The organism is Micromonospora sp. NPDC023644 (assembly GCF_040640115.1).
Classification (GTDB): domain Bacteria; phylum Actinomycetota; class Actinomycetes; order Mycobacteriales; family Micromonosporaceae; genus Micromonospora.
The window spans coordinates 13140-39134 of the sequence record NZ_JBFABA010000054.1; the positions used below are offsets into that span (position 1 = coordinate 13140).

The following is a 25995-nucleotide window of genomic DNA, read 5'->3' on the forward strand; positions in this document are numbered from 1 at the left end:
CAGTGCGAGGAGGGCGACCCTAGTGGCCAACGAGGACAAGCTCCGGGACTACCTGAAGCGGGTCACCGTCGACCTGCAGAAGACCCGGCAGCGCCTGCACGAGGTGGAGGCGTCCGCGCACGAACCGGTCGCGATCGTCGGCATGGCCTGCCGCTACCCGGGGGGCGTGGCGAGTCCCGAGGACCTGTGGCGGCTCGTGGAGTCCGGGACCGACGCCACCGGCGCGTTCCCGACCGACCGCGGCTGGGACCTGGAGTCGCTCTACGACCCGCAGTCACTGCGGGAGGGCACCTCCTACACCTCGCGCGGCGGCTTCCTGTACGACGCGGCGGACTTCGACCCGACGTTCTTCGGCATCAGCCCCCGCGAGGCGGTCGGGTTGGACCCCCAGCAGCGGCTGCTGCTGGAGGTCGCGTGGGAGACCCTGGAGCGGGCCGGCATCGACCCCGCCTCGCTCGCCGGCAGCCCGACCGGCGTGTTCACCGGCCTCATGTACCACGACTACTTGGGCAGCAACAGCTCCGGCAGCGTGGTCTCCGGCCGGGTCGCCTACACGCTGGGGCTGGAAGGGCCGGCGGTCACCGTCGACACCGCCTGCTCGTCGTCGCTCGTGGCGCTGCACCTGGCGATCCAGGCCCTGCGCCGGGGCGACTGCACCCTCGCGCTCGTCGGCGGCGTCTCGGTCATGGCGACGCCGCTGACGTTCGTCGAGTTCTCCCGCCAGCGTGGCCTGTCGCCGGACGGGCGGTGCCGCTCGTACTCGGCGGACGCCGACGGCACCGGGTTCGCCGAGGGCGCCGGCGTGCTGCTGGTGGAGCGGCTGTCGGACGCGCTCGCGCACGGCCACCGCGTCCTGGCGGTCGTCCGGGGCTCCGCGGTCAACCAGGACGGCGCGTCGAACGGGCTGACCGCGCCGAACGGGCCGTCGCAGCAGCGGGTCATCGAGGCCGCGCTGGTCGACGCGGGCCTGTCGACGCGCCAGGTCGACGTGGTCGAGGGGCACGGCACCGGCACCACCCTGGGTGACCCGATCGAGGCGCAGGCGCTGCTCGCGACGTACGGCCAGGACCGGGAGGACCCGCTCTGGCTCGGCTCGGTGAAGTCGAACATCGGCCACACCCAGGCCGCGGCCGGCGTCGCCGGGGTCATCAAGATGGTCGAGGCGATCCGGCGCGGCGTCCTGCCCGCGACGCTGCACGCCGAGCAGCCGTCGGACCAGGTGGACTGGACGGCCGGCAATGTGCGGCTGCTGACCGCCGCCACGCCGTGGCCGCGGACCGGTCAGCCGCGCCGGGCCGCGGTCTCGTCGTTCGGGTTCAGCGGCACGAACGCCCACGTGATCGTGGAGCAGGCGCCGGACACCGACGCGCCCGAGCCAGCCTCGGCGCCGGTGACGTCGCTGCTGCTCACCGCCCGCGACGCCACCGCGCTGCGGGACCAGGCGCGGCGGCTCTCCGCCGTGGTGTCGCAGGTGGAGCCGGCCGAGCTGGGTTACGCCCTGGCCACCACCCGGTCCCGCTTCGCGCACCGGGCCGCGGTCGTCGGCTCCTCCACCGAGGAACTCGGTGCCGGCCTGGCCGCCCTGGCGCGCGACGAGCAGGCCGCCAACCTGGTCCGCGGCCGGGTGGCGGACGGCCGGGTCGCGATGCTCTTCTCCGGGCAGGGCGCGCAGCGCCTCGGCATGGGCAGCGGGCTGTACGCGGCGTACCCGGAGTTCGCGGCGGCCTTCGACGAGGTGTGCGCCGCCCTGGACCCGCACCTGGACCGGCCGCTGCGCGAGGTCCTCGACACCGAGGACCTGCACCGGACCGGCTGGACCCAGCCCGCCCTGTTCGCCGTCGAGGTGGCCCTCTACCGGCTCGTCCGGTCCTGGGGCGTCACCCCGTCGGTCCTGGCCGGGCACTCGATCGGCGAGCTGGCCGCCGCGCACGTCGCGGGGGTGTTCTCCCTCGCCGACGCGGCCCGCCTGGTCGCGGCCCGGGGCCGGCTGATGCAGGCGCTGCCGGCGGGCGGGGCGATGCTGGCCGTCCAGGCCACCGAGGACGAGGTCGCGCCGCTGCTCGGCGCGGACGTCGACATCGCCGCCCTCAACGGCCCGGACTCGGTGGTCGTCTCCGGCACCGAGGAGGCGGTGGCGGCGGTGGCCGAGCGGTTCGCCGACCGCCGGACCCGGCGGCTGACCGTGTCGCACGCCTTCCACTCACCGCTGATGGATCCGATGCTCGCGCAGTTCCGGGCGGTGGCCGAGACGATCTCGTACGCGCCGCCGACCATTCCGCTGGTCTCCACGGTCACCGGCGCGCCGGCCGGCGACGAGCTGGCGACGCCGGAGTACTGGGTCGGGCAGGTCCGCGCGACCGTGCGCTTCGCGGACGCGGTACGCGCCGCCGCCGCGACCGGCGTCACCACGTTCCTCGAACTGGGCCCGGATTCGGTGCTCGCCACCATGGCGGCGGACTGCCTGGACGGCGACGTGCTGGCCACGCCGGTGCTGCGCCGGGACCGCGACGAGCCGCGCGCCCTGGTGGAGGCGCTGGCGCGGCTGGAGACCCGGGGCGTCACGGTGGACCCGGAGGCGTTCTACCACCGCTCCGGGCGGTCCTGGGTCGACCTGCCGACGTACGCCTTCCAGCACGAGCGCTTCTGGCAGGACAGCGTCGCGCCGGCCGCCGCGGGCGAGGCCGGCGACGACGACGGCCTGTGGGCGGCGGTGGACAGCGGCGACCTCGACACGGTGGTCACCACGCTCGACGTGGACCCGCAGGCCCCCCTGGCGTCGGTGCTGCCCGCGCTCTCCGCGTGGCGCCGGGGGCGGCAGGAGCGGTCCGCGCTGGACGGCTGGCGCTACCAGGCGCGGTGGGAGCGCCGCCCCGGCGGCACACCCGGGGTGCTGACCGGCACCTGGCTGCTGGTGGTCGGCGACCCGGCGGTGCCCGGGGACACGGATCGCGCGGTCGCCGACGCGCTCGCCGCGCACGGCGCCACCGTCGTCACCACCGACCCGGCCGGCCTGGCGGGCCACCTCGACGGGGAACCGGCCGGCGTGGTGTCCCTCCTCGCGCTCGACGAGGCGTTCCTGCCCGGCCGCCCCGGCGTCCCGGCGGGCGCGGCGGCCACCCTCGACCTGGTCCGTACGCTCGCCGGGCGGGGCGTCCCGCTCTGGTGCCTCACCCGTGGGGCCGTCGCCACCTCCCCGGCCGACGCGGTGACCGGCGTGGCGCAGTCGCAGGTGTGGGGCCTCGGCCGGGTCGCCGCGCTGGAGCTGCCCGACACCTGGGGCGGCCTGGTCGACCTGCCCGCCCACCTCGACGAGCACTGCGCCGCCGCGCTGGCGGGCGTGCTCGCCGGCATCGGGGAGGACCAGGTCGCGGTGCGCCCGGACGGGGTGTTCGTCCGCCGGCTGCACCGCGCGCCCGTGACCGGATCCCCGCGCTGGCGCGGCGCGTCCGGCACCGTCCTGGTCACCGGCGGCACCGGCACCCTCGGCATCGAGGCCGCCCGCCTGTACGCGCGGCACGGCGCCGAGCGGCTCGTCCTGCTGAGCCGGCGCGGCACCGCCCCCGCCGAGGCCCTCGACGAGCTGCGCGGGCTGGGCGCCGAGGTCGACGTCGTGGCCTGCGACGTGGCCGACCGGGCGGCCCTGGAGGCGGTCGTCGACCGCTACCCCGACGTGCGCGCCGTGGTGCACGTGGCGGGGCTGGCCCAGCTCACCGGCATCGTGGACATGGACCTCGCCGAGTTCACCGACGTCGTCTCCGCGAAGGTCGCCGGCGCCGCCAACCTCGACGCGATCTTCGCGGATCGCGACCTCGACGAGTTCGTGCTCTTCTCCTCCGTGGCCGGCGTCTGGGGCAGCGGCGGCCAGGCCGCCTACGCCGCCGGCAACGCGCACCTGTGTGCCCTCGCCGAGGCGCGGCGCGGCCGGGGACAGCCGGCCACCGCCCTGGCCTGGGGCCCGTGGGCCGAGAGCACGCTGGTGGACGACGAGATCTCGGCCTCGCTGCGCAAGCGCGGCCTGGCGCCGATGGCGCCGGAGCGGGCCGTCGCGGCCATGCGTACCGCCCTGGCGGCCGGCGACACGGACGTGCTGCTCGCCGACGTGGACTGGGCCACCTTCGTGCCGTCGTTCACCGCGCTGCGGCCCAGCCGGTTGTTCGACGCCATCCCCGAGGCGGTCGCCGACGAGGCGCCGACCGACACGGCCACCTCGTCGGACTTCGCCCGCCGCCTCGCCGACCTGCCGGAGGCGGAGCGCCTCGAGCACGTCGTCGGGCTGGTCCGCACGCAGGTCGCCCTCACGCTCGGCTACGCGGGCCCGGAGGCGGTCGAGTCGACCTCGGCGTTCAAGGAGCTGGGCTTCGACTCGGTCACCGCCGTGGAGTTCCGCAACCGGATGGTCGAGGCCACCGGCGTACGGCTCTCCGCGGCCGTCGCCTTCGACTACCCGACCCCGGTCGCGCTGGCCGAGCACCTGCTGGAGACCGGGCGCACCGAGGTGGTCGTCGGCGCCGTCGCCGCCGACGAGCCGATCGCCATCGTCGGCATGAGCTGCCGGTTCCCCGGTGGTGTCGGCTCGCCCGAGGAGCTGTGGGCGATGCTGCGCGAGGGACGCGACGGCATCGGCCCGTTCCCCACCGACCGCGGCTGGGACCTCGACGGCCTGTTCCACCCCGACCCGGAGCACTCCGGGACCAGCTACGTGCGCGAGGGCGGCTTCCTCGCCGACCTGCCGGGCTTCGACGCGGCCTTCTTCGGCATCAGCCCGCGCGAGGCCGAGGCGATGGACCCGCAGCAGCGGCTCGTGCTGGAGGCGTCCTGGGCGGCCTTCGAGGACGCCGGCATCGACCCGACCACGCTGCGCGGCAGCGCGACCGGGGTGTACGTCGGCGCCAACAACATCGACTACGCCCGGATCACCGGCGCGGCGGGCGCCAGCGCGGAAGGCTTCATGGCCACCGGCAACGCCGCGAGCATCATGTCCGGTCGCCTGTCGTACGTGCTGGGGCTGGAGGGCCCGGCCGTGACGGTGGACACCGCCTGCTCGTCGTCGCTGGTCGCGATGCACCTCGCGGTGCGGGCGCTGCGCTCGGGCGAGTGCGCGATGGCGGTCGCGGGCGGCGTGACCGCCATGTCGACCCCGGGCGCGTTCCTGGAGTTCAGCCGGATGCGCGGGCTCGCCCCGGACGGGCGCTGCAAGGCGTTCGCGGCCGGCGCGGACGGCACCAACTGGGGCGAGGGCATCGGCGTGGTCGTGCTGGAGCGGCTCTCCGACGCGCTCGCCGCCGGCCACGAGGTCCTCGCCGTGGTCCGCGGGACCGCCGTCAACCAGGACGGCGCGTCCAACGGGCTGACCGCGCCCAACGGGCCGGCGCAGCAGCGGGTCATCCGGCAGGCGCTCGCCGACGCCGGGCTGTCCACCGCCGACGTCGACGTGGTCGAGGCGCACGGCACCGGCACGACCCTGGGCGACCCCATCGAGGTCGACGCGCTCTTCGCCACGTACGGTCGCGACCGCGCCGGGGACCGGCCGCTCTGGCTCGGCTCGGTGAAGTCGAACATCGGGCACACCCAGGCCGCCGCCGGCGTCGCCGGGGTGATCAAGATGGTGCTCGCGCTGCGGCACGGCGAACTGCCCCGGACCCTGCACGTCGACGAGCCGACGGCGCACGTCGACTGGTCGGGCGGGGTGCGGCTGCTGGCCGAACCGCAGCCGTGGCGGCGCGACGGCCACCCCCGTCGCGGCGGCGTCTCCTCGTTCGGGTTCAGCGGCACCAACGCCCACCTCGTCATCGAGGAGGCCCCGGCGGCGCCCGAGGCCGCCCGGTCGTACGACGACGAGCCCGTCGCGCTCGTGCTCTCCGCCCGCTCGGACGGCGCGCTGCGCCAGCAGGCCGCCGACATCGAGCCGTTCCTGGCCGACGTGCCGCCCCGCGACCTGGCGTACTCGCTCTCCCTGCGGACCACCCACCCGCGCCGCGCGGTCGTGGTGGGCCGGGCCGACGAGCTGCGCGCCGGCCTCGCCGCGCTCGCGGCGGGGGAGCCCGCGCCGAACCTGGCCACCGGGGTCGCCGCCGGCGCGCCGGGGAAGGTGGCGTTCTCCTTCCCCGGGCAGGGCTCGCAGTGGATCGGCATGGCCGTGGAGCTGCTCGACGCCTCCCCGGTGTTCGCCGCGCGGATGGCCGAGTGCGAGGCAGCGCTGGCGCCGCACGTCGACTGGTCCCTGGAGGCCGTCCTGCGGCAGGGGGAGGAGCTGGACCGGGTGGACGTCGTCCAGCCCGTCCTGTTCGCCGTCATGGTGTCGCTCGCGGCGCTGTGGCGGTCCCACGGGGTCGAGCCCGCTGCCGTGGTGGGGCACTCCCAGGGCGAGATCGCCGCCGCCTGCGTGGCGGGCGCGCTCTCCGTGGCGGACGCGGCCAGGGTCGTCGCCCTGCGCAGCCGGGCGCTGCTGCGCCTGTCCGGCAAGGGCGGCATGGTCTCCGTGCCGCTGCCGGTGGCCGAGGTGCGGGAACGGCTGGAGCGCTTCGGCGGCCGGGTGACCGTCGCGACCGTCAACGGGCCGCGCTCGACGGTGGCGGCCGGCGAGCTGGACGCCCTCGACGAGCTGCTGGCCGAGTGCCAGCGCGACGGCGTGCGCGCCAAGCGCATCGACGTGGACTACGCGTCGCACTCGGCGTACGTGGAGGAGCTGCACGAGGAGCTGCGCGACGTCCTGGCCGGGCTGGAGCCCCGCCGGCCCGAGGTGCCGCTCTACTCGACCGTGGACGACCGCTGGCTGGACGACGTCGCGATGGACGCCGAGTACTGGTACCGCAACCTGCGCCAGACCGTCTGGTACGAGCCGGCCATCCGGGCTCTGCTCGACGCGGGCGTCACCACGATCATCGAGGTCAGCCCGCACCCCGTGCTGACCATCGGCGTGCAGGACGTCATCGACGACGCGGAGGCCACCGCCACCGTGGTCGGCTCGCTGCGCCGCGACGAGGGGGGCCTGGCGCGTTTCCTGCTCTCCCTGGGCGAGGCGCACGTCCACGGCGTCCACCCGACGTGGGGGTACGATGGCGCGCGGCGGGTCCGGCTGCCCGGCTACCCGTTCCAGCACGAGCGGTTCTGGCCGGCCGTCGCGCCGGCCACCGCCGACGCGGCCGGGCTGGGCCTCGCCGCCACCGAGCACCCGCTGCTCGGCGCGGCGGTCGCGCTGGCCGACACCGACGGCCTGCTGTTCACCGGCCGCATCTCGGTGGCCGCCCACCCGTGGCTGGCCGACCACCGGGTCGGCGGGCAGGTCTTCGTGCCCGGCACCGCGCTCGTGGACCTCGCGGTCCGCGCGGGCGACGAGGTCGGCTGCGGCCGGGTCGAGGAGCTGACCCTGACCGCGCCCCTGGTGCTGCCCGAGAAGGGCGGGGTCCAGGTGCAGCTGCGCGTCGGCGCGCCCGACGAGAACGGGCAGCGGCAGCTGACCGTCCACTCCCGGCCGGACGGGGTCGCCACCGACGCGGCACCGTGGGTGCGCAACGGCGTCGGCCTGCTCGCCCCCGGGGAGCCGGCGGGCGGTTTCGACACCGCGTGGCCGCCGGCGGCCGAGCCCGTGCCGGCCGACGAGCTGTACGCGACCCTGGCCGCGGCCGGTCTCACGTACGGCCCGACGTTCCAGGGCGTACGCCGGGTGTGGCGGCAGGGCGAGGACGTCTTCGCCGAGGTCGCCCTGCCGGCGGACGCCGCCCGGACGGCGGCCGGGTACGGCCTGCACCCGGCGCTGCTCGACGCCGCGCTGCACCCGCTCGCGCTGGTCACCAGCGGCACCGAGGCGCTGCTTCCGTTCGAGTGGAGCGGCGTGTCCGTGCACGCCGTCGGCGCGACGGAGCTGCGCGTCCGGCTGCGTCCGCGCGGCCGGAACACGGTCGCGGTGACCGTCGCCGACCAGAGCAACACCCTGGTCGCCGAGGTCGAGTCGCTGGTGCTGCGGGAGGCCACCGCCCCCGCCCAGCCGAGCACGCACCACGACGCCCTGTTCCGCCTGGAGTGGACCCAGGTCGCCGCGCCCACGGCCCCGCCGGACGCCCGCTGGGCGGCCCTCGGCGGGTGCACCCTGCCGCAGGACGCCGGCCTCGTCACCGACGCCTACCCGGACCTGGCGACGCTGCGGGCCCGCGTGGCGGACGGCGCGCCGCCGCCCGCCCTGGTCGCGCTGCCCTGTGCGGCCGGCGACGCCGACGACCCCGCCGAGGCGGCCCACCGGGTCGTCCACGACACCCTCGCGGTGCTGCGCGAGTGGCTCGCCGACGAGCGGTTCGCCGACGCCCGGCTGGTCGTCGTCACCCGCGACGCGGTGAGCGTGCACGAGTCGGCCCCCGACCTGGCCAGCTCGCCGCTGTGGGGCCTGCTCCGCTCGGCCCAGAGCGAGAACCCGGACCGCTTCGTCCTGCTCGACGTCGACGACCACCAGCCGCACCGGGTGCTCGCGGCGGCGGTCGCGACCGACGAGCCGCAGCTCGCCGTCCGCGACGGCGTCCTGCTGGCCCCGCGGCTGGCCCGCGCGGCCAGCAGCCCCGCGCTGGCGGCGCCGCCGGTCGACCGCTGGCGGCTGGACGTCACCGAGCGCGGCACGCTGGACAACCTCGCGCTGCTGCCCGAGGCGGAGGAACCGCGCCCGCTGGGGCCGGGCCAGGTGCGCATCGCGATGCGGGCCGCCGGCCTGAACTTCCGGGACGTGCTGATCGCCCTCGACATGTACCCCGGCGGTGGGGTGATGGGCGGGGAGGGGGCGGGCGTGGTCGTCGAGACCGCGCCGGACGTGACCGCCGTCGCCGTCGGCGACCGGGTGATGGGCCTCTTCTACGGCGCCTTCGGCACCGAGGTGGTCACCGACGCGCGGATGGTCGTGCCGGTGCCGTCGGACTGGTCGTTCGCCACCGCGGCGTCGACGCCGATCGCGTTCTGCACCGCCTACTTCGCGCTGGTCGACCTCGCCCAGGTGAAGCCGGGGGAGCGGGTGCTGGTGCACGCCGCCGCCGGTGGCGTCGGCATGGCGGCGGTCCGGCTCGCCCGGCACCTCGGCGCGGAGGTGTACGGTACCGCCAGCACCGGCAAGTGGGACGCGCTGCGCGCGATGGGGCTGCCGGAGACGCACATCGGCAACTCCCGCACGCTGGAGTTCGAACAGCGCTTCGGCGCGGCCGGCATCGACGTGGTGATCGACTCGCTGGCCAAGGAGTTCGTCGACGCCTCGCTGCGCCTGCTCGGCGCGGGCGGCCGGTTCGTCGAGATGGGCAAGACCGACGTGCGGGACCCGCACCAGGTCGCCGCCGATCATCCCGGCGTCTCCTACCAGGCGTTCGACCTGCTCACCATCGATCCGGACCGGGTCGGCGCGATCCTGCGCGACGTGGTCGCCCTGTTCGAGGCGGGCGAGATCACGCCGCTGCCGGTGCGGCCGTACGACATCCGCCGCGCCCCGGAGGCGTTCCGGTTCATGTCCAAGGCCCGGCACGTCGGCAAGCTCGTGCTGACCGCGCCGCCCCGGCGGGACCCCGACGGCACGGTGCTCGTCACGGGCGGCACCGGCACCCTCGGCGGCCTGCTCGCGCGGCACCTGGTGACCCGACGCGGGGTGCGGCACCTCCTGCTGACCAGCCGCCGTGGCCCGGACGCCCCCGGGGCCGCCGAGCTGGTGGCCGAGCTGACCTCGTACGGCGCGGAGGTCACCGTCGCGGCGTGCGACGCGGCGGACCGCGCGGCGCTGGCCGGGACCCTGGCCCGGGTGCCCGCCGCGCACCCGCTGACCGCCGTGGTGCACACGGCGGGCGTCCTCGACGACGGGCTGGTCTCCGCGCTGACGCCCCAGCAGGTCGACGCGGTGCTGCGGCCCAAGGTCGACGCGGCGGTCAACCTGCACGAGCTGACCCTGGGCGGCGAGCTGGCCGAGTTCGTCGTGTTCTCCGCGGCGGCCGGCACGATGGGCGGCCCCGGGCAGGGCAACTACGCGGCGGCGAACACGTTCCTGGACGCGCTCGTGGCGCGGCGCCGCGCGGCCGGGCTGCCCGCCCGATCGCTGGCCTGGGGGCTGTGGAGCGAGGCGAGCGGGATGACCGCGCACCTCGACGCCAACGACCGCGCCCGGATGGCCCGCGTCGGGCTGCTGGAGCTGTCGGTGCAGCAGGGCATGGCGCTCTACGACGCGGCGGAGCTCATCGACGAGCCGCTGCTGGTGCCGATGCCGGTGGACCCGGCGGCGCTGCGCGAGCTGGGCCGGGTGGGCATGCTGCCCGCGCTGCTGCGTGGCCTGGTGCGGGGTCCGTCCCGCCGGGCGGTGGAGCAGGCGGCGCAGTCGCCCGGCGCCCTGCGCGACCAGCTGGCGAGCCAGAGCGGCCCGCAGCGGCGGCACACCGCGCTGGAGTTCGTCAAGGCGCAGGCCGCCGCCGTGCTCGGGCACGCCGGCGCGGGCGCGGTGGACCCCGACCGGCCGTTCACCGAGCTCGGCTTCGACTCGCTGACCGCCGTCGAGTTCCGCAACCGGCTGAAGGCGGCCACCGGCCTGAAGCTCTCCGCCACGATGGTCTTCGACCATCCGACCGCCGCGGCGCTCACCGACCACCTGCTGGCCGGGCTGGCCCCGGCCGAGGCGGACCCGGCCGCGGCGCTGCTGGCCGAGCTGGACCGGCTGGAACGCTCGTTCGCCCAGGCCGGCGCGGCGGGCCTGGAGGAGACGGTCAAGGCACGGATTACCGAGCGGTTGCACGCGGTGATGTCGAATTGGCGTGGCAGGTCCGACGTGGACGCCGAACCTGACGGACCGGACGTGGGCCTGGTGCTGAAGACCGCCTCGGCCGACGAGCTGTTGCGGTTCATCGACGACGAACTCGGCGCCGCCTGATCCGCTCGCGCTGAGGAGGGCTTACTGATGGCGAACGAAGAACAGCTTGTCGAGTACCTCCGGCGCGTGACGGCCGACCTGCACGAGACGCGGCGGAAGCTGCGGACCGCCACGGAGCGGGAGCCGATCGCGATCGTCGGCATCGGCTGCCGCTTCCCCGGCGGCGTACGCTCCGCCGACGACCTGTGGGAGCTGGTCTCGTCCGGCGGGGACGGCATCACCGACTTCCCCACCAACCGGGGCTGGGACCTGGACGACCTGTTCGACCCGGACAGCGGCACCGGCACCAGCTACGTGCGGCGGGGCGGCTTCATCCCGGACGCCACCGACTTCGACGCGGGGTTCTTCGGCATCAGCCCGCGCGAGGCGCTCGCGATGGACCCGCAGCAGCGGCTGATGCTGGAGACGTCGTGGGAGGCGTTCGAGCACGCCGGGATCGACCCGCACTCGCTGCGGGGCAGCCGGACCGGCGTCTTCGTCGGCGCGAACAGCGTCGAGTACCTCAACGCCATGCAGCGCGACGTCGACGCGCTGATCGGCTACACGATGACCGGGGTCGCGGGCAGCGTCGTGTCCGGCCGGGTGTCGTACGTGCTGGGGCTGGAGGGTCCGGCCGTCACCGTGGACACGGCCTGCTCGTCGTCCCTGGTGGCGGTGCACGTGGCCGCGCACGCGCTGCGCAGCGGCGACTGCGACCTCGCGCTGGCCGGCGGCACCTGCGTCATCTCCACGCCCGGCACGTTCGTCGAGTTCTCCAGCCAGAAGGGGCTCGCCCCGGACGGGCGGATCAAGGCGTTCGCCTCGGCGGCGGACGGCACGGCGTTCGGCGAGGGTGTCGGCGTACTCGTGCTGGAGAAGCTGTCGGACGCGCGCCGCAACGGGCACCGCGTCCTGGCGGTGGTGCGCGGCTCGGCGGTCAACCAGGACGGCGCGTCGAACGGCCTCACCGCGCCGAACGGGCCGTCGCAGCAGCGGGTCATCCGCGCCGCGCTGGCCAACGCCGGGCTCACCACGGCCGACGTGGACGCGGTGGAGGCGCACGGCACGGGCACCACGCTGGGCGACCCGATCGAGGCCCAGTCGCTCATCGCCACCTACGGCCAGGAGCGCGACCGGCCGCTCTGGCTCGGCTCGGTGAAGTCGAACCTCGGGCACACCCAGGCCGCCGCCGGCGTCGCGGGCGTCATCAAGATGGTCATGGCGCTGCGGCACGAGGAGCTGCCCCGCACCCTCCACGTCGACAAGCCGTCGCACCACGTGGACTGGGCCGACGGCGCGGTCCAGCTGCTCAGCGAGCCGGTGCGGTGGCCGCGGGGCGAGAACCCTCGGCGCGCGGGCGTCTCGTCGTTCGGCATCTCCGGCACCAACGCCCACGTGCTGATCGAGGAGCCACCGGCCGCCGAGGCCCCCGGGAGCGCCGCACCGACCGGGGACCCCGGGGGCGCCGCGCCGACCGGGGACCCCGGGGGCGCCGCGCCGACCGGGGACCCCGGGGGCGCCGCGCCGGCCGAGGGCCCCACCACGTGGGTGCTGTCGGCCCGGACCGAGACGGCGCTGCGCGACCAGGCGGTCCGGCTGCGCGAGCACCTGGCCGACGACCTCGCCGCGCACGACGTCGCGTACGCGCTCGCCACCACCCGCGCTCGCCTCCCGCACCGCGCCGTCCTCGTCGGGGACCGGGCGGAGCTGTCCGCCGCGCTCGACGCGCTCGCCGACGGCGGCGCCGCCCGCAACCTCGTCACCGGGCTCGCCGACGTCGGCGACCGCACCGCGTTCCTCTTCCCCGGCCAGGGCTCGCAGTGGCTGGGCATGGCCGCCGAGCTGCTGGACACCTCGCCCGTCTTCGCCGCCCGGATGGCGGAGTGCGCCACCGCCGTGGACCGGCACACCGACTGGTCGCTGCTCGACGTGCTGCGCGGCGTCCCGGGCGCCGCCTCCCTGGACCGGGTCGACGTCGTCCAGCCCGCGCTGTTCGCCATGATGGTCTCCCTGGCGGCGCTGTGGCGCTCGCACGGGGTCGAGCCCGCCGCCGTCGTCGGGCACTCCCAGGGCGAGATCGCCGCCGCCTGCGTGGCCGGCGCGCTCTCCCTGGACGACGCCGCCTTGGTGGTGACCCGGCGCAGCCAGCTGATCGCCGTGGACCTCGCCGGGCGGGGCGGCATGGTGTCCGTGTCGGAGCCGGTGGCGAAGGTCGGCCGGCGCCTGCGCCCCGGGCTGTCGGTCGCCGCCGTGAACGGACCGTCCACCGTGGTCGTCTCCGGTGCGCCCGAGGCGCTCGACGAGCTGCTGGCCGAGTGCGAGCGCGACGAGGTGCGCGCCCGGCGCATCGACGTCGACTACGCCTCGCACTCCGCGCACGTGGAGTCAATGCGCGACGAGCTGCTGCGGGTCCTCGCCGCCGTGCGCCCCCGCACCAGCGACGTCCCGCTCTACTCGACCGTCACCGGCGAGCTGATCGACACCGCCGAGCTGGTCGCCGAGTACTGGTACCGCAACCTGCGGCAGACCGTCGAGTTCGAGCAGACCGTACGCGGCCTGATCGCCGACGGGATCGACTCCTTCGTCGAGGTCAGCTCGCACCCGGTGCTCGTACCCGCCGTGCAGGACCTGCTCGACGAGGCGGGCGGCGGCTCGGTCGTCGGCACCCTGCGCCGCGACGAGGGCGGCCTGCGCCGGTTCCTGCTGTCGCTGGGGCAGGCGCACACCCGTGGCGTGCAGCCCGACTGGGCCACGCTGGTCACCGTCCCCGCCCGACCGGTCGCCCTGCCGACGTACGCCTTCCAGCGCCGGACCTACTGGCCCAGCGGCGCCGGCGGCCCGGTCGACGCCACCGGCCTCGGCCTGGGCTCCACCGGGCATCCGCTGCTCGGCGCGACCGTGTCGCTCGCCGGCGCGGACGGGGTGCTGCTCACCGGCCGGCTGTCGACCTCGGCGCACCCGTGGCTCGCCGACCACCGGGTGGCGGGCCGGATCTTCCTGCCCGGCACGGCCTTCGTCGAACTCGCGATCCGGGCGGGCGACGAGGTGGGCGCCACCGAGGTCGAGGAGCTGACGCTCGAGGCGCCCCTGGTGGTGCCGGAGCGGGGCGCGGTGCAGGTCCAGCTCCGCGTCGGCGAGCCCGGCCCGGACGGCGCCCGGCGGCTGACCGTCCACTCTCGGTCCGACGGCGACGGCCCGTGGACCCGGCACGCCACCGGCACCCTGGGCGCCGGCACGCCCGGCGCCGACGACCCGGCCCCGGCGGGGGTCTGGCCGCCCGCGGGGGCCGAGGCCCTGGACACCGGCGAGCTGTACGACCGGTTCGCCTCGCTCGACGTGACGTACGGCCCCGCCTTCGGCGGCCTGGGCGCGGTGTGGCGGCGGGGCGACGAGGTGTTCGCCGAGGTCACCGCCCCGGAGGCGGCGAAGGTCGCGGGCTTCGGCATGCACCCCGCGGTGCTCGACGCGGCGCTGCACCCGCTCGGCCTGGGCGTCTTCACCGAAGACGACGGCGAGGGCGGGCCCTGGCTGCCGTTCGCCTGGCACGGGGTGACCCTGCACGCCACCGGCGCCGCCCGGCTCCGGGTCGCCATCCGGCCGGCGGGCCCGAACGCCGTCGCGGTGACCGTCGCCGACCACGCGGGCGCGCCGGTCGCCACGATCGACGCGCTGGCCGTCCGCCGCCTGCCCGCGGGCGCGCTCGCCGAACTGACCAACCCGCGCCACCAGGCGATGCACGTGCTCGACTGGGTGCCGGCCCCGGTGGGCGACGGCGCCGCCACGGTCGCGGTCGTGGGCGGCGAGCTGCCCGGCGCCACCGCGTACGACAGCGTCGCCGCGATCGCCGAGGTCCCCGACTACGTGGTCCTCCCGGTCACCCGGGACGGCGACGACCTCGTCGGGGCCACGTACCGGGCGGTCGAGCGCACCCTCGCCGCCGCCCAGGAGTGGCTCGCCGACGACCGGTTCGCCGCGGCCCGCCTGGTCGTCCTGACCGAGGGGGCCACGGACGCGACCGAGCCCGCGCTCGCCGCCGTGTGGGGCCTGCTGCGCTCGGCCCAGTCCGAGAATCCCGGCCGGATCGTCCTCGTCGACGTCGCGGGCGGGCAGTGGGCGGCGAACCTCGTGCCCGCGCTGCGCTCGGGCGAGCCGCAGCTCGCCCTGCGCGGCACCGAGGTCCTCGTGCCCCGTCTCGCCAAGGCGGCCGGGCAGCCGGGCACGGCACCGGAGATCACCGGCACCGTCCTCGTCACGGGGGCGTCGGGCACGCTCGGCGGGCTCGTCGCGCGGCACCTCGTCGCGCGGCACGGCGTCCGTCGGCTCGTCCTCGCCGGCCGCCGCGGCATGACCGAGGACCTGCGGACGCTGCACGACGAGCTGACCGCCCAGGGCGTCCACGTGACGGTCGCGGCCTGCGACGCCGCCGACCGCGAGGCGCTGGCCGCGCTCGTCGCGGAGCACCCGCCCACGGCGGTCGTGCACACCGCCGGGGTCCTGGACGACGGGATGATCCCGTCGCTCACGCCGGAGCGGATCGCGACCGCGCTGCGCCCCAAGGTCGACGCGCTCGTCAACCTGCACGAGCTGGCCGGCGACGTGAGCGCCTTCGTCGTGTTCTCCTCGGCCGCGGGCGTCCTCGGCGGCCCCGGGCAGGGCAACTACGCGGCGGCCAACGCGTTCGTCGACGCCTTCGCCGCCCACCGGCGCGCCCGGGGCCTGCCCGCGGTGTCGCTGGCGTGGGGCATGTGGGCGCAGCGCACCGGCCTCACCGGCGCCCTCGACGACGCCGACCTCGCCCGGATGCGGCGCTCCGGCGTCCGGCCGCTCTCCACCGAGGACGGGCTCGCGCTGTTCGACGAGGCGCTCTGCGCGCCGGAGGCCGCCCTCGTGCCGATCCACCTGGACCTCGCCGCGCTGCGGGAGCAGGCGACCGGCGGCGTGCTGCCCCCGGTGCTGCGCGGCCTGGTCCGCACCCCGGCGCGCCGCCAGGTCTCCGCCGACGCCGCGGCGGCCTCCGACCTGGTCGCGACCCTCGCCGGCCGCGGCCCGGCCGAGCGCCGCAAGGAGCTGGTCGACATCGTCCGCGCGCAGGTCGCGGTCGTGCTCGGGCACGGCGGCGCCGAGGCGGTCGGCGCGACGAAGGCGTTCAAGGAGCTGGGCTTCGACTCGCTCACCGCCGTCGAGTTCCGCAACCGCCTGAACGCGGTGGTCGGCCTGCGGCTGCCCGTCACGCTGGTCTTCGACTACCCGAACCCGACGGTGCTGGCCGAGCACCTGGACGCGGAACTCTTCGCCGGAGGGTCGGCCGCCGCCGTGGTCGTGGCCTCGTCCGACGCCACCGACGACCCGATCGCGATCGTCGGCATGGGCTGCCGCTTCCCCGGCGGCGCCACCTCCCCGGAGAAGCTGTGGGACCTGGTGGCGGGCGGCGTCGACGCGGTGGCCGGCTTCCCGACCGACCGTGGCTGGGACATCGACAACCTCGTCGACCCGGACCCGGACAAGCCCGGCCGCACCTACTGCGGGGAGGGCGCGTTCCTCTACGACGCGGCCTGGTTCGACGCCGAGTTCTTCGGCATCTCCCGCCGCGAGGCCCTGGCCATGGACCCGCAGCAGCGGCTGTTCCTGGAGACCTCGTGGGAGGCCGTCGAGCGGGCCGGCATCGATCCCACCGCCCTGCGCGGCAGCCGCACCGGGGTGTTCGCCGGCCTGATGTACCACGACTACAGCGCGCACCTGCAACACCTGCCTCCCGAGCTCGACGGCTTCATCGGCACCGGCGTCGCCGGCGGCGTGGTGTCCGGTCGGGTGTCGTACGCGCTGGGGCTGGAGGGGCCGGCGGTCACCGTCGACACGGCGTGCTCGTCGTCGCTGGTCACCCTGCACCTGGCCGCCCAGTCGCTGCGCCGGGGCGAGTGCTCGCTCGCCCTGGCCGGTGGCGTGACCGTGCTCGCCACGCCGAACGCGTTCATCGACTTCAGCCGCCAGCGGGCGCTGGCCCCGGACGGCCGGTGCAAGTCCTTCGCCGCCGGCGCCGACGGCACCGGCTGGGGGGAGGGCGTCGGCGTGCTGGTGCTCGAACGGCTCTCCGACGCGCGCCGCAACGGCCACCCGGTGCTCGCCGTCGTACGCAGCACCGCGGTCAACCAGGACGGCGCGAGCAACGGCATGACCGCGCCGAACGGGCCGTCCCAGCAGCGCCTGGTCAACCAGGCGCTCGCCGACGCGAGGCTGCGCCCGGCCGACGTGGACGCCGTCGAGGCGCACGGCACCGGCACCACGCTGGGCGACCCGATCGAGGCCCGGTCGCTCATCGCGACGTACGGCCGCGACCGGGGCGAACACCCGCTCTGGGTCGGCTCGATCAAGTCGAACATCGGCCACACCCAGGCCGCCGCCGGCGTCGCCGGAGTGATCAAGATGGTGGAGGCGATCCGGCACGGCGTGCTGCCGCCGACCCTGCACGTCGACGCCCCGTCGCCGCACGTGGACTGGGAGGACGGGGCCGTCCGGTTGCTGACCGGGGCGGTGCCCTGGCCGGAGACGGGACGGCCACGCCGTGCCGGCGTCTCCTCGTTCGGCATCTCCGGCACCAACGCCCACGCGATCATCGAACAGGCGCCCGAGCCGGTGGTGGTGGACTCGACGGCCCAGGTGCCGGTGGTGCCCCTGGTGGTGTCCGGCCGGGACCAGGCCGCGCTGCGCGACCAGGCGGCCCGCCTCGCCGCCCACCTCACCGACGACGCCCCGGCCGTGGACGTCGGCTTCTCGCTCGCCACCACGCGCACCGCCCTGCGGCACCGGGCGGCCGTGCTGGGCCGGGACCTGGCCGAGCTGCGCGCCGGGCTGTCCGCGCTGGCCCGGGGCGAGAACGCCCCCGGGGTGGTCGGCGGGGTCGCCGACACCGCCGGAGCGACCGCCGTGCTCTTCACCGGTCAGGGGGCGCAGCGGGTCGCGATGGCGGGGGAGCTGCTGGCGTTCCCGGTGTTCGCGGCGGCGTTCGACGAGGTGTGCGGGGAGTTGGACGGGCACCTGGAGCGGCCGTTGCGGGAGGTGCTGGGCACCGAGGAGGTGCATCAGACGGGGTGGGCGCAGCCGGCGTTGTTCGCGGTGGAGGTGGCGCTGTTCCGGTTGTTCGAGTCGTGGGGTGTGCGGCCGGACTTCGTGGCGGGGCACTCGATCGGTGAGTTGGCGGCGGCGCACGTGGCGGGCGTCCTCACGCTGGCCGACGCCGCCCGGCTGGTGGCCGCCCGCGGCCGGCTGATGCAGGCGCTGCCAACCGGTGGCGCGATGGTGGCTGTACGCGCCACCGAGGACGAGGTCGCCCCGCTGCTCTCCGACGCCGTGGCGGTCGCCGCGGTCAACGGCCCCGCCTCGGTCGTGCTCTCCGGCGAGGAGGCCGCGACCCTGGCGGTCACCGAGGAACTGGCCCGCAGCGGCCACAAGACCAAGCGGCTCACCGTGTCGCACGCGTTCCACTCGCCGCTGATGGATCCCATGCTGGCCGAGTTCCGGGCGGTCGCCGAGTCCGTCACCCACCACCCGCCGGCGATCCCCGTGCTCTCCACGGTCACCGGCGAGCCCGCCGAGCTGACGCCGGAGTACTGGGTACGCCAGGTGCGGGCGACGGTGCGGTTCGCCGCGGCGGTCGAGGCGCTGGCGGCACGCGGCGTACGCACCTTCCTCGAACTGGGCCCCGACGCGGTGCTCACCGCGCTCGGCCGGGAGTGCGTGGCGGACGGCGAGTTCGTGCCCGCGCAGCGCGCCGACCGGGACGGACCGCGGGTGGTGACCGAGGCGCTCGCCCGCCTGCACAGCCGCGGCGTGCCCGTCGACTGGCCGGCCTTCTTCTCCGGCGCGCGCCCGGTCGACCTGCCCACGTACGCCTTCCAGCGCACCCGCCTGTGGCCGGACGCGCCCGCCGTGGCCGCGCCGACCGACGACTTCTGGGCCGCCGTCGAGCGCGCCGACCTGGGCACGCTGCTGGGCCTGGACGACACCGCGTCCCTGAAGGACGTGGCGGTGGCGCTGTCGTCGTGGCGGCGCGGGCCCGCGCCGGGCTACCAGCTGCGGTGGTCCCCGGTCACGGAGCTGCCGGTGGCCGCGCTGCGGGGCGTGTGGCTGGTGCCGGCGGACGCCGGACGGATCGCCGAGGCGATGACCCGGCACGGCGCCGACGTGCGCCTGTACCGCGACGGCACGGCGGACGAGCTGCTCGACCTGGTGCCGGAGCACGTCGCCGCGGGGATGCTGACGACGCCCACCGGCCCCACCCCGGCCGGGCTGCTCCGGGCCCTCGACGAGGCCCGCGTCGACACCCCGGTGTGGTGCCTCACCCGGGGCGCGGTCGCGGTCACCCCCGCCGAGCGGATCACCGACCTGGACGGGGCGGCGGCGTACGGCTTCGGCCGCTCCACCGCCTTCACCACGCCCCGGGCCTGGGGCGGGACCGTCGACCTGCCGGAGGCGCTCGACGACCGGACGCTGACCGCCCTGTGCCGGGTGCTCACCCGGGGCGCGGGCGAGGACCAGGTGGCGCTGCGCCCGGCGGGCGTCTTCGCCCGCCGGCTCGTCGCGGCCCCCGCGCCGGCCGGTGAGCCGTGGCGGCCGGCCGGCACGGTGGCGGTGCACGGCGGGCCGCTGGCGGACCGGATCGCCGCCCTGCTGGAGGCGGCGGGCGCGACGGTCACCACCGGGGCCGCCGAGACGGTGGTCGTCACCAGCGACGCCGACGACCCGGTCACGACCGCCCTCGCCGCCCGGGCGGAGCGGCTCGTGCTCGTGCAGACGACCGACGAGCTGTTTGGGGTCGCCGGCGCCGCCGAGACGGCGGCCGTGTTCGACGCGATCGCCCAGCAGCGCGACGGGGCGGTGTCGATCGCGGTCGGCCCGGACCTCACCGTCGAGCAGCTCGGCGCGGCGGTGGGCGCGGGCGCGGTCGGCCGGGTCGCCGCCGCCGTGGACTGGGCCTCGTTCGCGCCCGACTACACCCGGTACCGGCCGAGCCCGCTGCTGCGGGACCTGCCGGACGCGATGCGCCACATCACCGAGACCGCCGAGGACACGCTCGACGTCGACAGCCCCGAGGCGCTGCGCCGGCTGCTCGACGGCGCCGACGAGGCCGAGACCCGCACGGTGCTGTCCCACGTGGTACGGGCCCAGACCGCGTACACGCTCGGTCTGCCGTCGGCCGCCACGGTCGACGAGAACCAGGAGTTCCTCGACATCGGTTTCTCCTCGCTCACCGCCGTGGAGCTGCGGCGCCGGCTCGAGGCCCTCACCGGGCTGGAGCTGACCGCCGCGCTCGTCTACGACCACCCGACGCCTGCCGAAGTGGTCGAGGAACTGCTCGCCCAGCGGGCCCTCGTCGCGTAGCAGACCCCCACGACGAGAGCGGCCCCTCGGCACCCCTCACGGAAGGAAAGCCCCCATGAGCAAGTCCGCCCGGATGAGCACCCTCATCAAGCCGCCCAAGGTGGCGTGGAACCCGACGGAACGCCGGCTGCTGCGCGCGGCGGGCATCGCCGACCTGCGCGACGTCGCCCGCAGGGCCGTGCCCCGGATGGTGTTCGACTACTGCGACGGGGCGGCCGACAGCGAGCGCAGCCTCAGCCGCGCCCGGGAGACGTACGCCAACATCGAGTTCCAGCCGTCGGTGCTGCGCGACGTGTCCGCCCTCGACACCAGCCGCGTGGTGCTGGGCAAGCGGCAGAAGCTGCCGTTCGCCCTGGCGCCCGTCGGGTTCAACCGGGTGATGCACGCCGAGGGGGAGCCCGCCGTGGCCTCGGTGGCGCAGCAGTTCGGCATCCCGTACTCGGTCTCCACCCTCGCCACCACCTCGCTGGCGGACGTCGCCGCCGCCGCGCCGGAGGGCCGGCACTGGTTCCAGCTGTACTTCGCCGAGGACCGGGCGATGGTCAAGGAGCTGATCGCGCTCGCCGAGGAGGCGAAGTTCGACACGATCCTGCTGACCCTGGACACGCCGATCTCCGTGCCGCGCCGCCGCGACATCCGCAACGGGCTCACCATCCCGCCGTCGATGAGCGTCGGCACCATCGCCGAGGCGTTCATGCACCCGGGCTGGTGGATGCGGCAGTGGCGAGCCGGCACCCCGTCGCCGCAGGTGCTCAAGGCGACCGGCGGGTCCGCGTCCGACATGATCAAGCGGGTGTTCAACCCGCGGCTGTCCATCGAGGACGTCGAGTGGCTGCGCGGCGCCTGGTCGGGCAAGCTCGTCGCCAAGGGCGTGCAGAGCGTCGCCGACGCCAAGCGGGTCGCGGAGGTCGGGGTCGACGGCGTGTGGCTGTCCACGCACGGGGGCCGCAAGCTCGACCGGGCGCCGGTGCCCGTCGAGCTGCTGCCGCACGTGGTCGACGAGGTCGGCGACCGGGTGGAGGTGCTCGTCGACACCGGCATCACCTCGGGCGCGGACATCGTGGCGGCGATCGCGCTGGGCGCCACCGCCGCCGTGGTCGGCCGGGCCTACCAGTACGGGTTGATGGCCGGCGGCCGTCGTGGCGTCGTGCGTGCCATGGAGATCCTGAGCCGGGAGATCGAGGTCACCATGAAGCTGCTCGGGGTCTCCTCGGTGGGCGAGCTGAACCGCTCGCACGTCAGGTTCCGCTGACTGCCCGCAGCGGGTTCGCGGTTCCTCGACTTCCCCCGGATGGACCGCCGCGTAGGCGCGAGTGGTGGCCGGCCGTGGCGACTTCTTCACGGGGGGTGAGGGGTGTCGGTAGGGGTTACTCCTGCGGAGCCCCTTGGCAATGATCGGACTGTCGTATTTCGGGGCGTACGTGGAGGTTATTAGTGGCACGCATGGGCGGGAATGGTCACTGCCGTTCGTTCAACGGGGACGGGAGGATGGACATCATGGTCCGTGACGACGTCACGGGCGAGCTGTTGGTCTTCCCGCACAGCGGCAGCTTCCGGGGTAGCGAGACCTTCGGCGAGCCGGTGCTGATCAGCACCGGCTTCCACCCGTATCGCAACCACGGGCTGGTCCGTCCCATCGACGTCAACGGCAACGGCTACGCCGACGTCATCGGCGTGAGCATGACCGATATGAATGAAACGCACGGGATCTTCCTCTACCCGAACAGGGGTGGGCTGAACGGTCTCGACACCCTCGGCGAGCCGATCCGCATCTCCGGGGCCCGCGAGGACAAGAAGTGGGAGACCCTCGGCATCGCGGACCTGGACCTGGACGGCTGCGACGATATGTTCGGCCGCGAGAAGGACGCGGGCAATGTCGACGCGTTCTTCAACCAGCGGCAGGTCAAGCAGAACGAGACGTACGACCGCACCGCGCACCGCCTGGTGACCGTCGACGTCGAGGACTTCCCGCTGGCGATGGCCGACTTCACCGGCACCGGCCGGGCCGACCTGCTGGTCCGGCGGGCGAACGGCGACCTCGACCTGTACGAGTTCGCGCACGACACCTCCGGCGAGGGCCCCTGGTGGCGCGGCGAGGGCCGGTGGTACACGCTCGGCCGGGGCTGGCAGGAGTTCGCGCACATCTCGGTGACCGACATCGACCTCGACGGCCGGCCGGACCTGCTGGCCGTACGCGCCGACGGCACGCTCGTCGTCCACCTGCACAACGGCAAGTTCGATCCGGAGCAGCCCTCGGCCACGTTCTCCGCGCCGGAGGTCCTCGCGACCGGCTGGCAGAAGTACTCGGTGGTGAGCTGACGTGGGCCAGCTCGCGCCGCGGCCGAGCGGGCCGCCACGCGTGGCCCGGCGAGCCCGCACAGTGGATGTCCGACGAGAGGGGCAGTGGTGAGCGCGAACGAAGCCGGCGACCAGGCCGGATGGCGGCTGGTGGTGGACTCGAAACGCTGCATCAGCTCGGGCTTCTGCGTCGGCAGCGCGCCGGAGCACTTCGCGATGGACCCGGTCTCCCGGCCGCTGGCCGACGTGGTGGCCCCGTCCGACCTGGTGACCGAGGCCGCCGACTTCTGCCCGGTGGAGGCCATCTCGGTGTTCGACGTGCAGACCGGGACGCAGATCGCCCCGGGGCGGTGACGGCGGGCCCGCCGGGTGGTGACACCACCCGGCGGGCCGACGCCCACCACAGGCCGCCGTAGGCGGCCCTTTTTCGTTTCCGGCCGCGGTCGGTCCGGGTAGCTCACCGGGCGGTCGCCGCCCCGGCTGCCGGTCGCGCCGCCGCGGTCCCGGGCCGGCTCGACGCGACCTGCCGAGCCGCCCCCACGCGGAGCCGGAGCGCGCCACCCGGGGACGCCGGCCGCATGGACGGGGCCGCGCCACCCGGGGGACGCCGGTCGTACGGACGGGGCAGCTCGACAGCGTGCGCGGCGGGACCGTCGGCCCCACCGCGCACACCCCCGAGGGGTCAGACGATGTCCAGTTCGTTGTCGAGGATGTCGAACAGGTCGTCCGCGGTGACGGAGGCGAGGTCGGCGCTCTGGGCCGGCGCCGCCGGGGTGGCCTTGTCGCGCCACTTCGTCAGGAGCCGTTGCAGGGCCGTGGCGACGTCCGTCTCCGCCCCGTCCGTCGTCTCCAGCTCGTCCAGCGTCGCCTCCAGCCGGGCGATGCCGTCGACGAGGGTGCGCAACCGCAGCTTCGCCTGGTTGCCGCCCAGCTCCTCGATCAGGTGCTCGACGAGCGCGGCGGGCGTGGGGTGGTCGAACGTCAGCGTCGCCGGCATCCGCAGCCCGGTGGCCTGGTTGAGCCGGTTGCGCAGCTCCACCGCCGTCAGCGAGTCGAAGCCCAACTGCTTGAACGCCTGGTCCGCCGCGATGGTCTCCACCGACTCGTGGGCCAGCACCGCGGCCACGTTCGTGCGTACCAGGCCCAGCAGCACCTCGCGCTGTTCCAGCTCGGTGAGCCCGGCGAGCCGGCGGGACAGCGGCACCCCGGTGCCGGCCGAGGCGGCGCGGCGGGGGCGGGTGAAGGACCGCAGCGGGGGCGGCGCCGTCGTGCTCGTGCGCAGGGCACCCACGTCCAGCTTGATCGGGACCAGGCACGGCTCGTCCGTGCGGCAGGCCGCGTCGAAGAGGGCGAGCCCCTCCTCGACGGAGTGCGCCAGCACGCCGCTGCGCCCGATGCGGGCGAGGTCGGCCTCGGTCAGCCCACCGGTCATCGCGCCACCGCTGCGCCACAGGCCCCAGGCCAGCGACGTCGCCGCGAGGCCGGCCGCCCGGCGGTGCGCGGCGAGCGCGTCCAGGTAGGCGTTCGCCGCCGCGTAGTTCGCCTGGCCGGCCGTGCCCAGCACCCCGGTCGCCGAGGAGAACAGCACGAACAGCTCGACGTCGCCGGCCAGCTGGTGCAGGTTGAGCGCGGCGTCGACCTTCGCCCGCAGCACCGTGTCCACCCGTTGCGGCGTGAGCGACTCGACCGTACCGTCGTCCAGCACGCCCGCCGCGTGCACGACGCCGGCCAGGTCGGGCAGGGACGTCAGGAGCTCCGCCAGCGCGGCCCGGTCGGCGGCGTCGCAGGCGGCGACGGTGATCCTGGCGCCCAGCGACTCCAGCTCGGCCGTCAGCTCCGCGGCGCCCGGCGCGGCCGGCCCGCGGCGGGAGGTCAGCACGAGGTGCCGCGCACCGTGCGCGGTGACCAGGTGGCGGGCCAGCGCGGCGCCCAGTGCTCCGGTGCCGCCGGTGACGAGCACGGTGCCCGCCGGGTCGAACAGCCGGCGGTCCGAGTTGGCCGCGAACGTCGCGAGCCGCGGCACGGTCGGCACGCCGGCGCGGACGGCCACCTGCGGTTCCCCGGTCGCGACGGCCGCGCCGACGAGGGCCGGGTCGTCGGTGTCGACGAGGACGAAGCGGTCGGGGTGCTCGGTCTGCGCGGAGCGGACCAGGCCCCAGACCGCCGCGGCGGCCGGGTTCGTGCCGTCGGTGGCGCCCCGGGACACGAACACCAGCGGGGAGCGGTCGCCGGGCAGCCACTCCTGGACCGCCGCGAGCGCGTCGTGCACGGCGGCCCGTACCGCCCCGGCGTCCGTGCCGGTGCCGACCTGGAACACGTCGAAGGCGCCGGCGGGGGCCACGGGCCGGGGAACCGGCACCCAGTCCAGCCGGTGCAGCCCGTTCGGGCCGGCGGCGGCGTGCAGCTGCTCGATCGTCACCGGGCGCGCGACCAGCGACTCGACCGTGGCCACCGGCGTGCCGGTGCCGTCGGCGAGCGCCAGGGCGTACGCGTCCCCGGCGGTGGGCGTGATCCGCACCCGCAGGGCCGTCGCGCCGGTGGTCGACACCCGTACGCCGTGCCAGCTGAACGGCAGGCGCAGCGGGCCGTCGGTCCCGGTGGCCAGGGAGATCGGGTGCAGGGCCGCGTCCAGCAGCGCCGGGTGCAGTCCGAAGCGGCCCGTGGGCGCGTCGGCGGGGAGCGCGACCTCCGCGAGCAGTTCGTCGCCGCGGCGCCAGGCCGCCACCAGTCCCCGGAAGGCGGGGCCGTAGTCGATGCCGAGGTCGGCGATGCGGTCGTACAGGTCCTCGACCGGGGCGGGGACGGCGTCGGCGGGTGGCCACTCACCGGCCCAGTCGGCGTCGGGCTCCGCGGCGGCGTCGAGCAGGCCGCTCGCGTGCTGCGTCCACGGCTCGCCGTCGGGTGCGTCCTCGCGTCGGGAGTGCACCCGCAGCGGACGGCGCCCGGCCTCGTCGGGTTCCCCGATCTCCACCTGTATCCGCACCGCGCCGTCGGTGGGCAGCATCAGCGGCGCGTGCAGGGTCAGCTCCTCGATGCGGTCGAGGTCGACGTGCTCGGCGGCCCGCCGCGCGAGTTCGACGAACGCCGCGCCCGGCAGCAGGACGGTGCCCAGGACGGCGTGGTCGGCGAGCCAGGGCTGCTCGCGCACGGAGAGCCGGCCGGTGAGCACGGTCCGCTCGGAGTCGGCGAGCCCGAGCACCGCGCCGAGCAGCGGGTGGTCGGCGGCACCGAGCCCGAGCCCGCCGGCGCTGGCGGGGGCGTCGTCGGTGAGCAGCCAGTACCGCTGGTGCTGGAACGGGTACGTCGGCAGCTCGACGGAGCGCGCGCCGGCGAAGTAGGCGTCGGCGTCGAAGGCGGTGCCGGTGGTGAAGAGCTGCCCGACGGCCCTGGTGAGGGTGTGGGTTTCGGGTTGTCCGCGGCGGGTGGTGGCGATGGCGGTGGTGTGGTCGCCGGTGGCGGCGGTGGCCAGGACG

Annotated in this window: 6 protein-coding genes; 5 read left to right on the forward strand and 1 reads right to left on the reverse strand. The window is 75.9% G+C overall.

The window, feature by feature from the left end; translation table 11 throughout:
* Positions 1-22 precede the first annotated feature (22 nt).
* The 5 genes from AB0G08_RS25895 to AB0G08_RS25915 all read left to right on the forward strand — a co-directional run bounded on the left by AB0G08_RS25895 (position 23) and on the right by AB0G08_RS25915 (position 22876).
* Entirely contained in the window at positions 23-10870 is a 10848-nt protein-coding gene (locus tag AB0G08_RS25895; RefSeq protein ID WP_358092297.1) for a type I polyketide synthase, read from the forward strand.
* A gap of 27 nt (positions 10871-10897) precedes the next feature.
* Positions 10898-20224 (forward strand): SDR family NAD(P)-dependent oxidoreductase, encoded by a 9327-nt coding sequence (locus AB0G08_RS25900; protein WP_358092299.1) that lies wholly within the window; start codon positions 10898-10900, stop codon positions 20222-20224.
* A gap of 55 nt (positions 20225-20279) precedes the next feature.
* Entirely contained in the window at positions 20280-21476 is a 1197-nt protein-coding gene (locus AB0G08_RS25905; protein WP_358092301.1) for an alpha-hydroxy acid oxidase, read from the forward strand.
* A 191-nt stretch (positions 21477-21667) separates the two neighbouring features.
* Complete coding sequence (locus AB0G08_RS25910) at positions 21668-22543, forward strand: VCBS repeat-containing protein (RefSeq protein WP_358092303.1); 876 nt, start codon at positions 21668-21670, stop codon at positions 22541-22543.
* Positions 22544-22630: 87 nt separating this feature from the next.
* Positions 22631-22876, forward strand: coding sequence for a ferredoxin (locus tag AB0G08_RS25915; protein ID WP_358092305.1), 246 nt, complete (start codon positions 22631-22633; stop codon positions 22874-22876).
* A gap of 328 nt (positions 22877-23204) precedes the next feature.
* Here AB0G08_RS25915 and AB0G08_RS25920 read toward each other — a convergent pair.
* The coding region (locus AB0G08_RS25920) for a type I polyketide synthase (RefSeq protein ID WP_358092307.1) at positions 23205-25995 on the reverse strand (2791 nt) is incomplete at its 5' end.

Bases quoted from the DNA above. Each gene is read 5' to 3' on its own strand.
- AB0G08_RS25900 (WP_358092299.1), top strand. From the start codon at position 10,898: ATGGCGAACGAAGAACAGCTTGTCGAGTACCTCCGGCGCGTGACGGCC.
- AB0G08_RS25905 (WP_358092301.1), top strand. From the start codon at position 20,280: ATGAGCAAGTCCGCCCGGATGAGCACCCTCATCAAGCCGCCCAAGGTG.
- AB0G08_RS25910 (WP_358092303.1), top strand. From the start codon at position 21,668: ATGGGCGGGAATGGTCACTGCCGTTCGTTCAACGGGGACGGGAGGATG.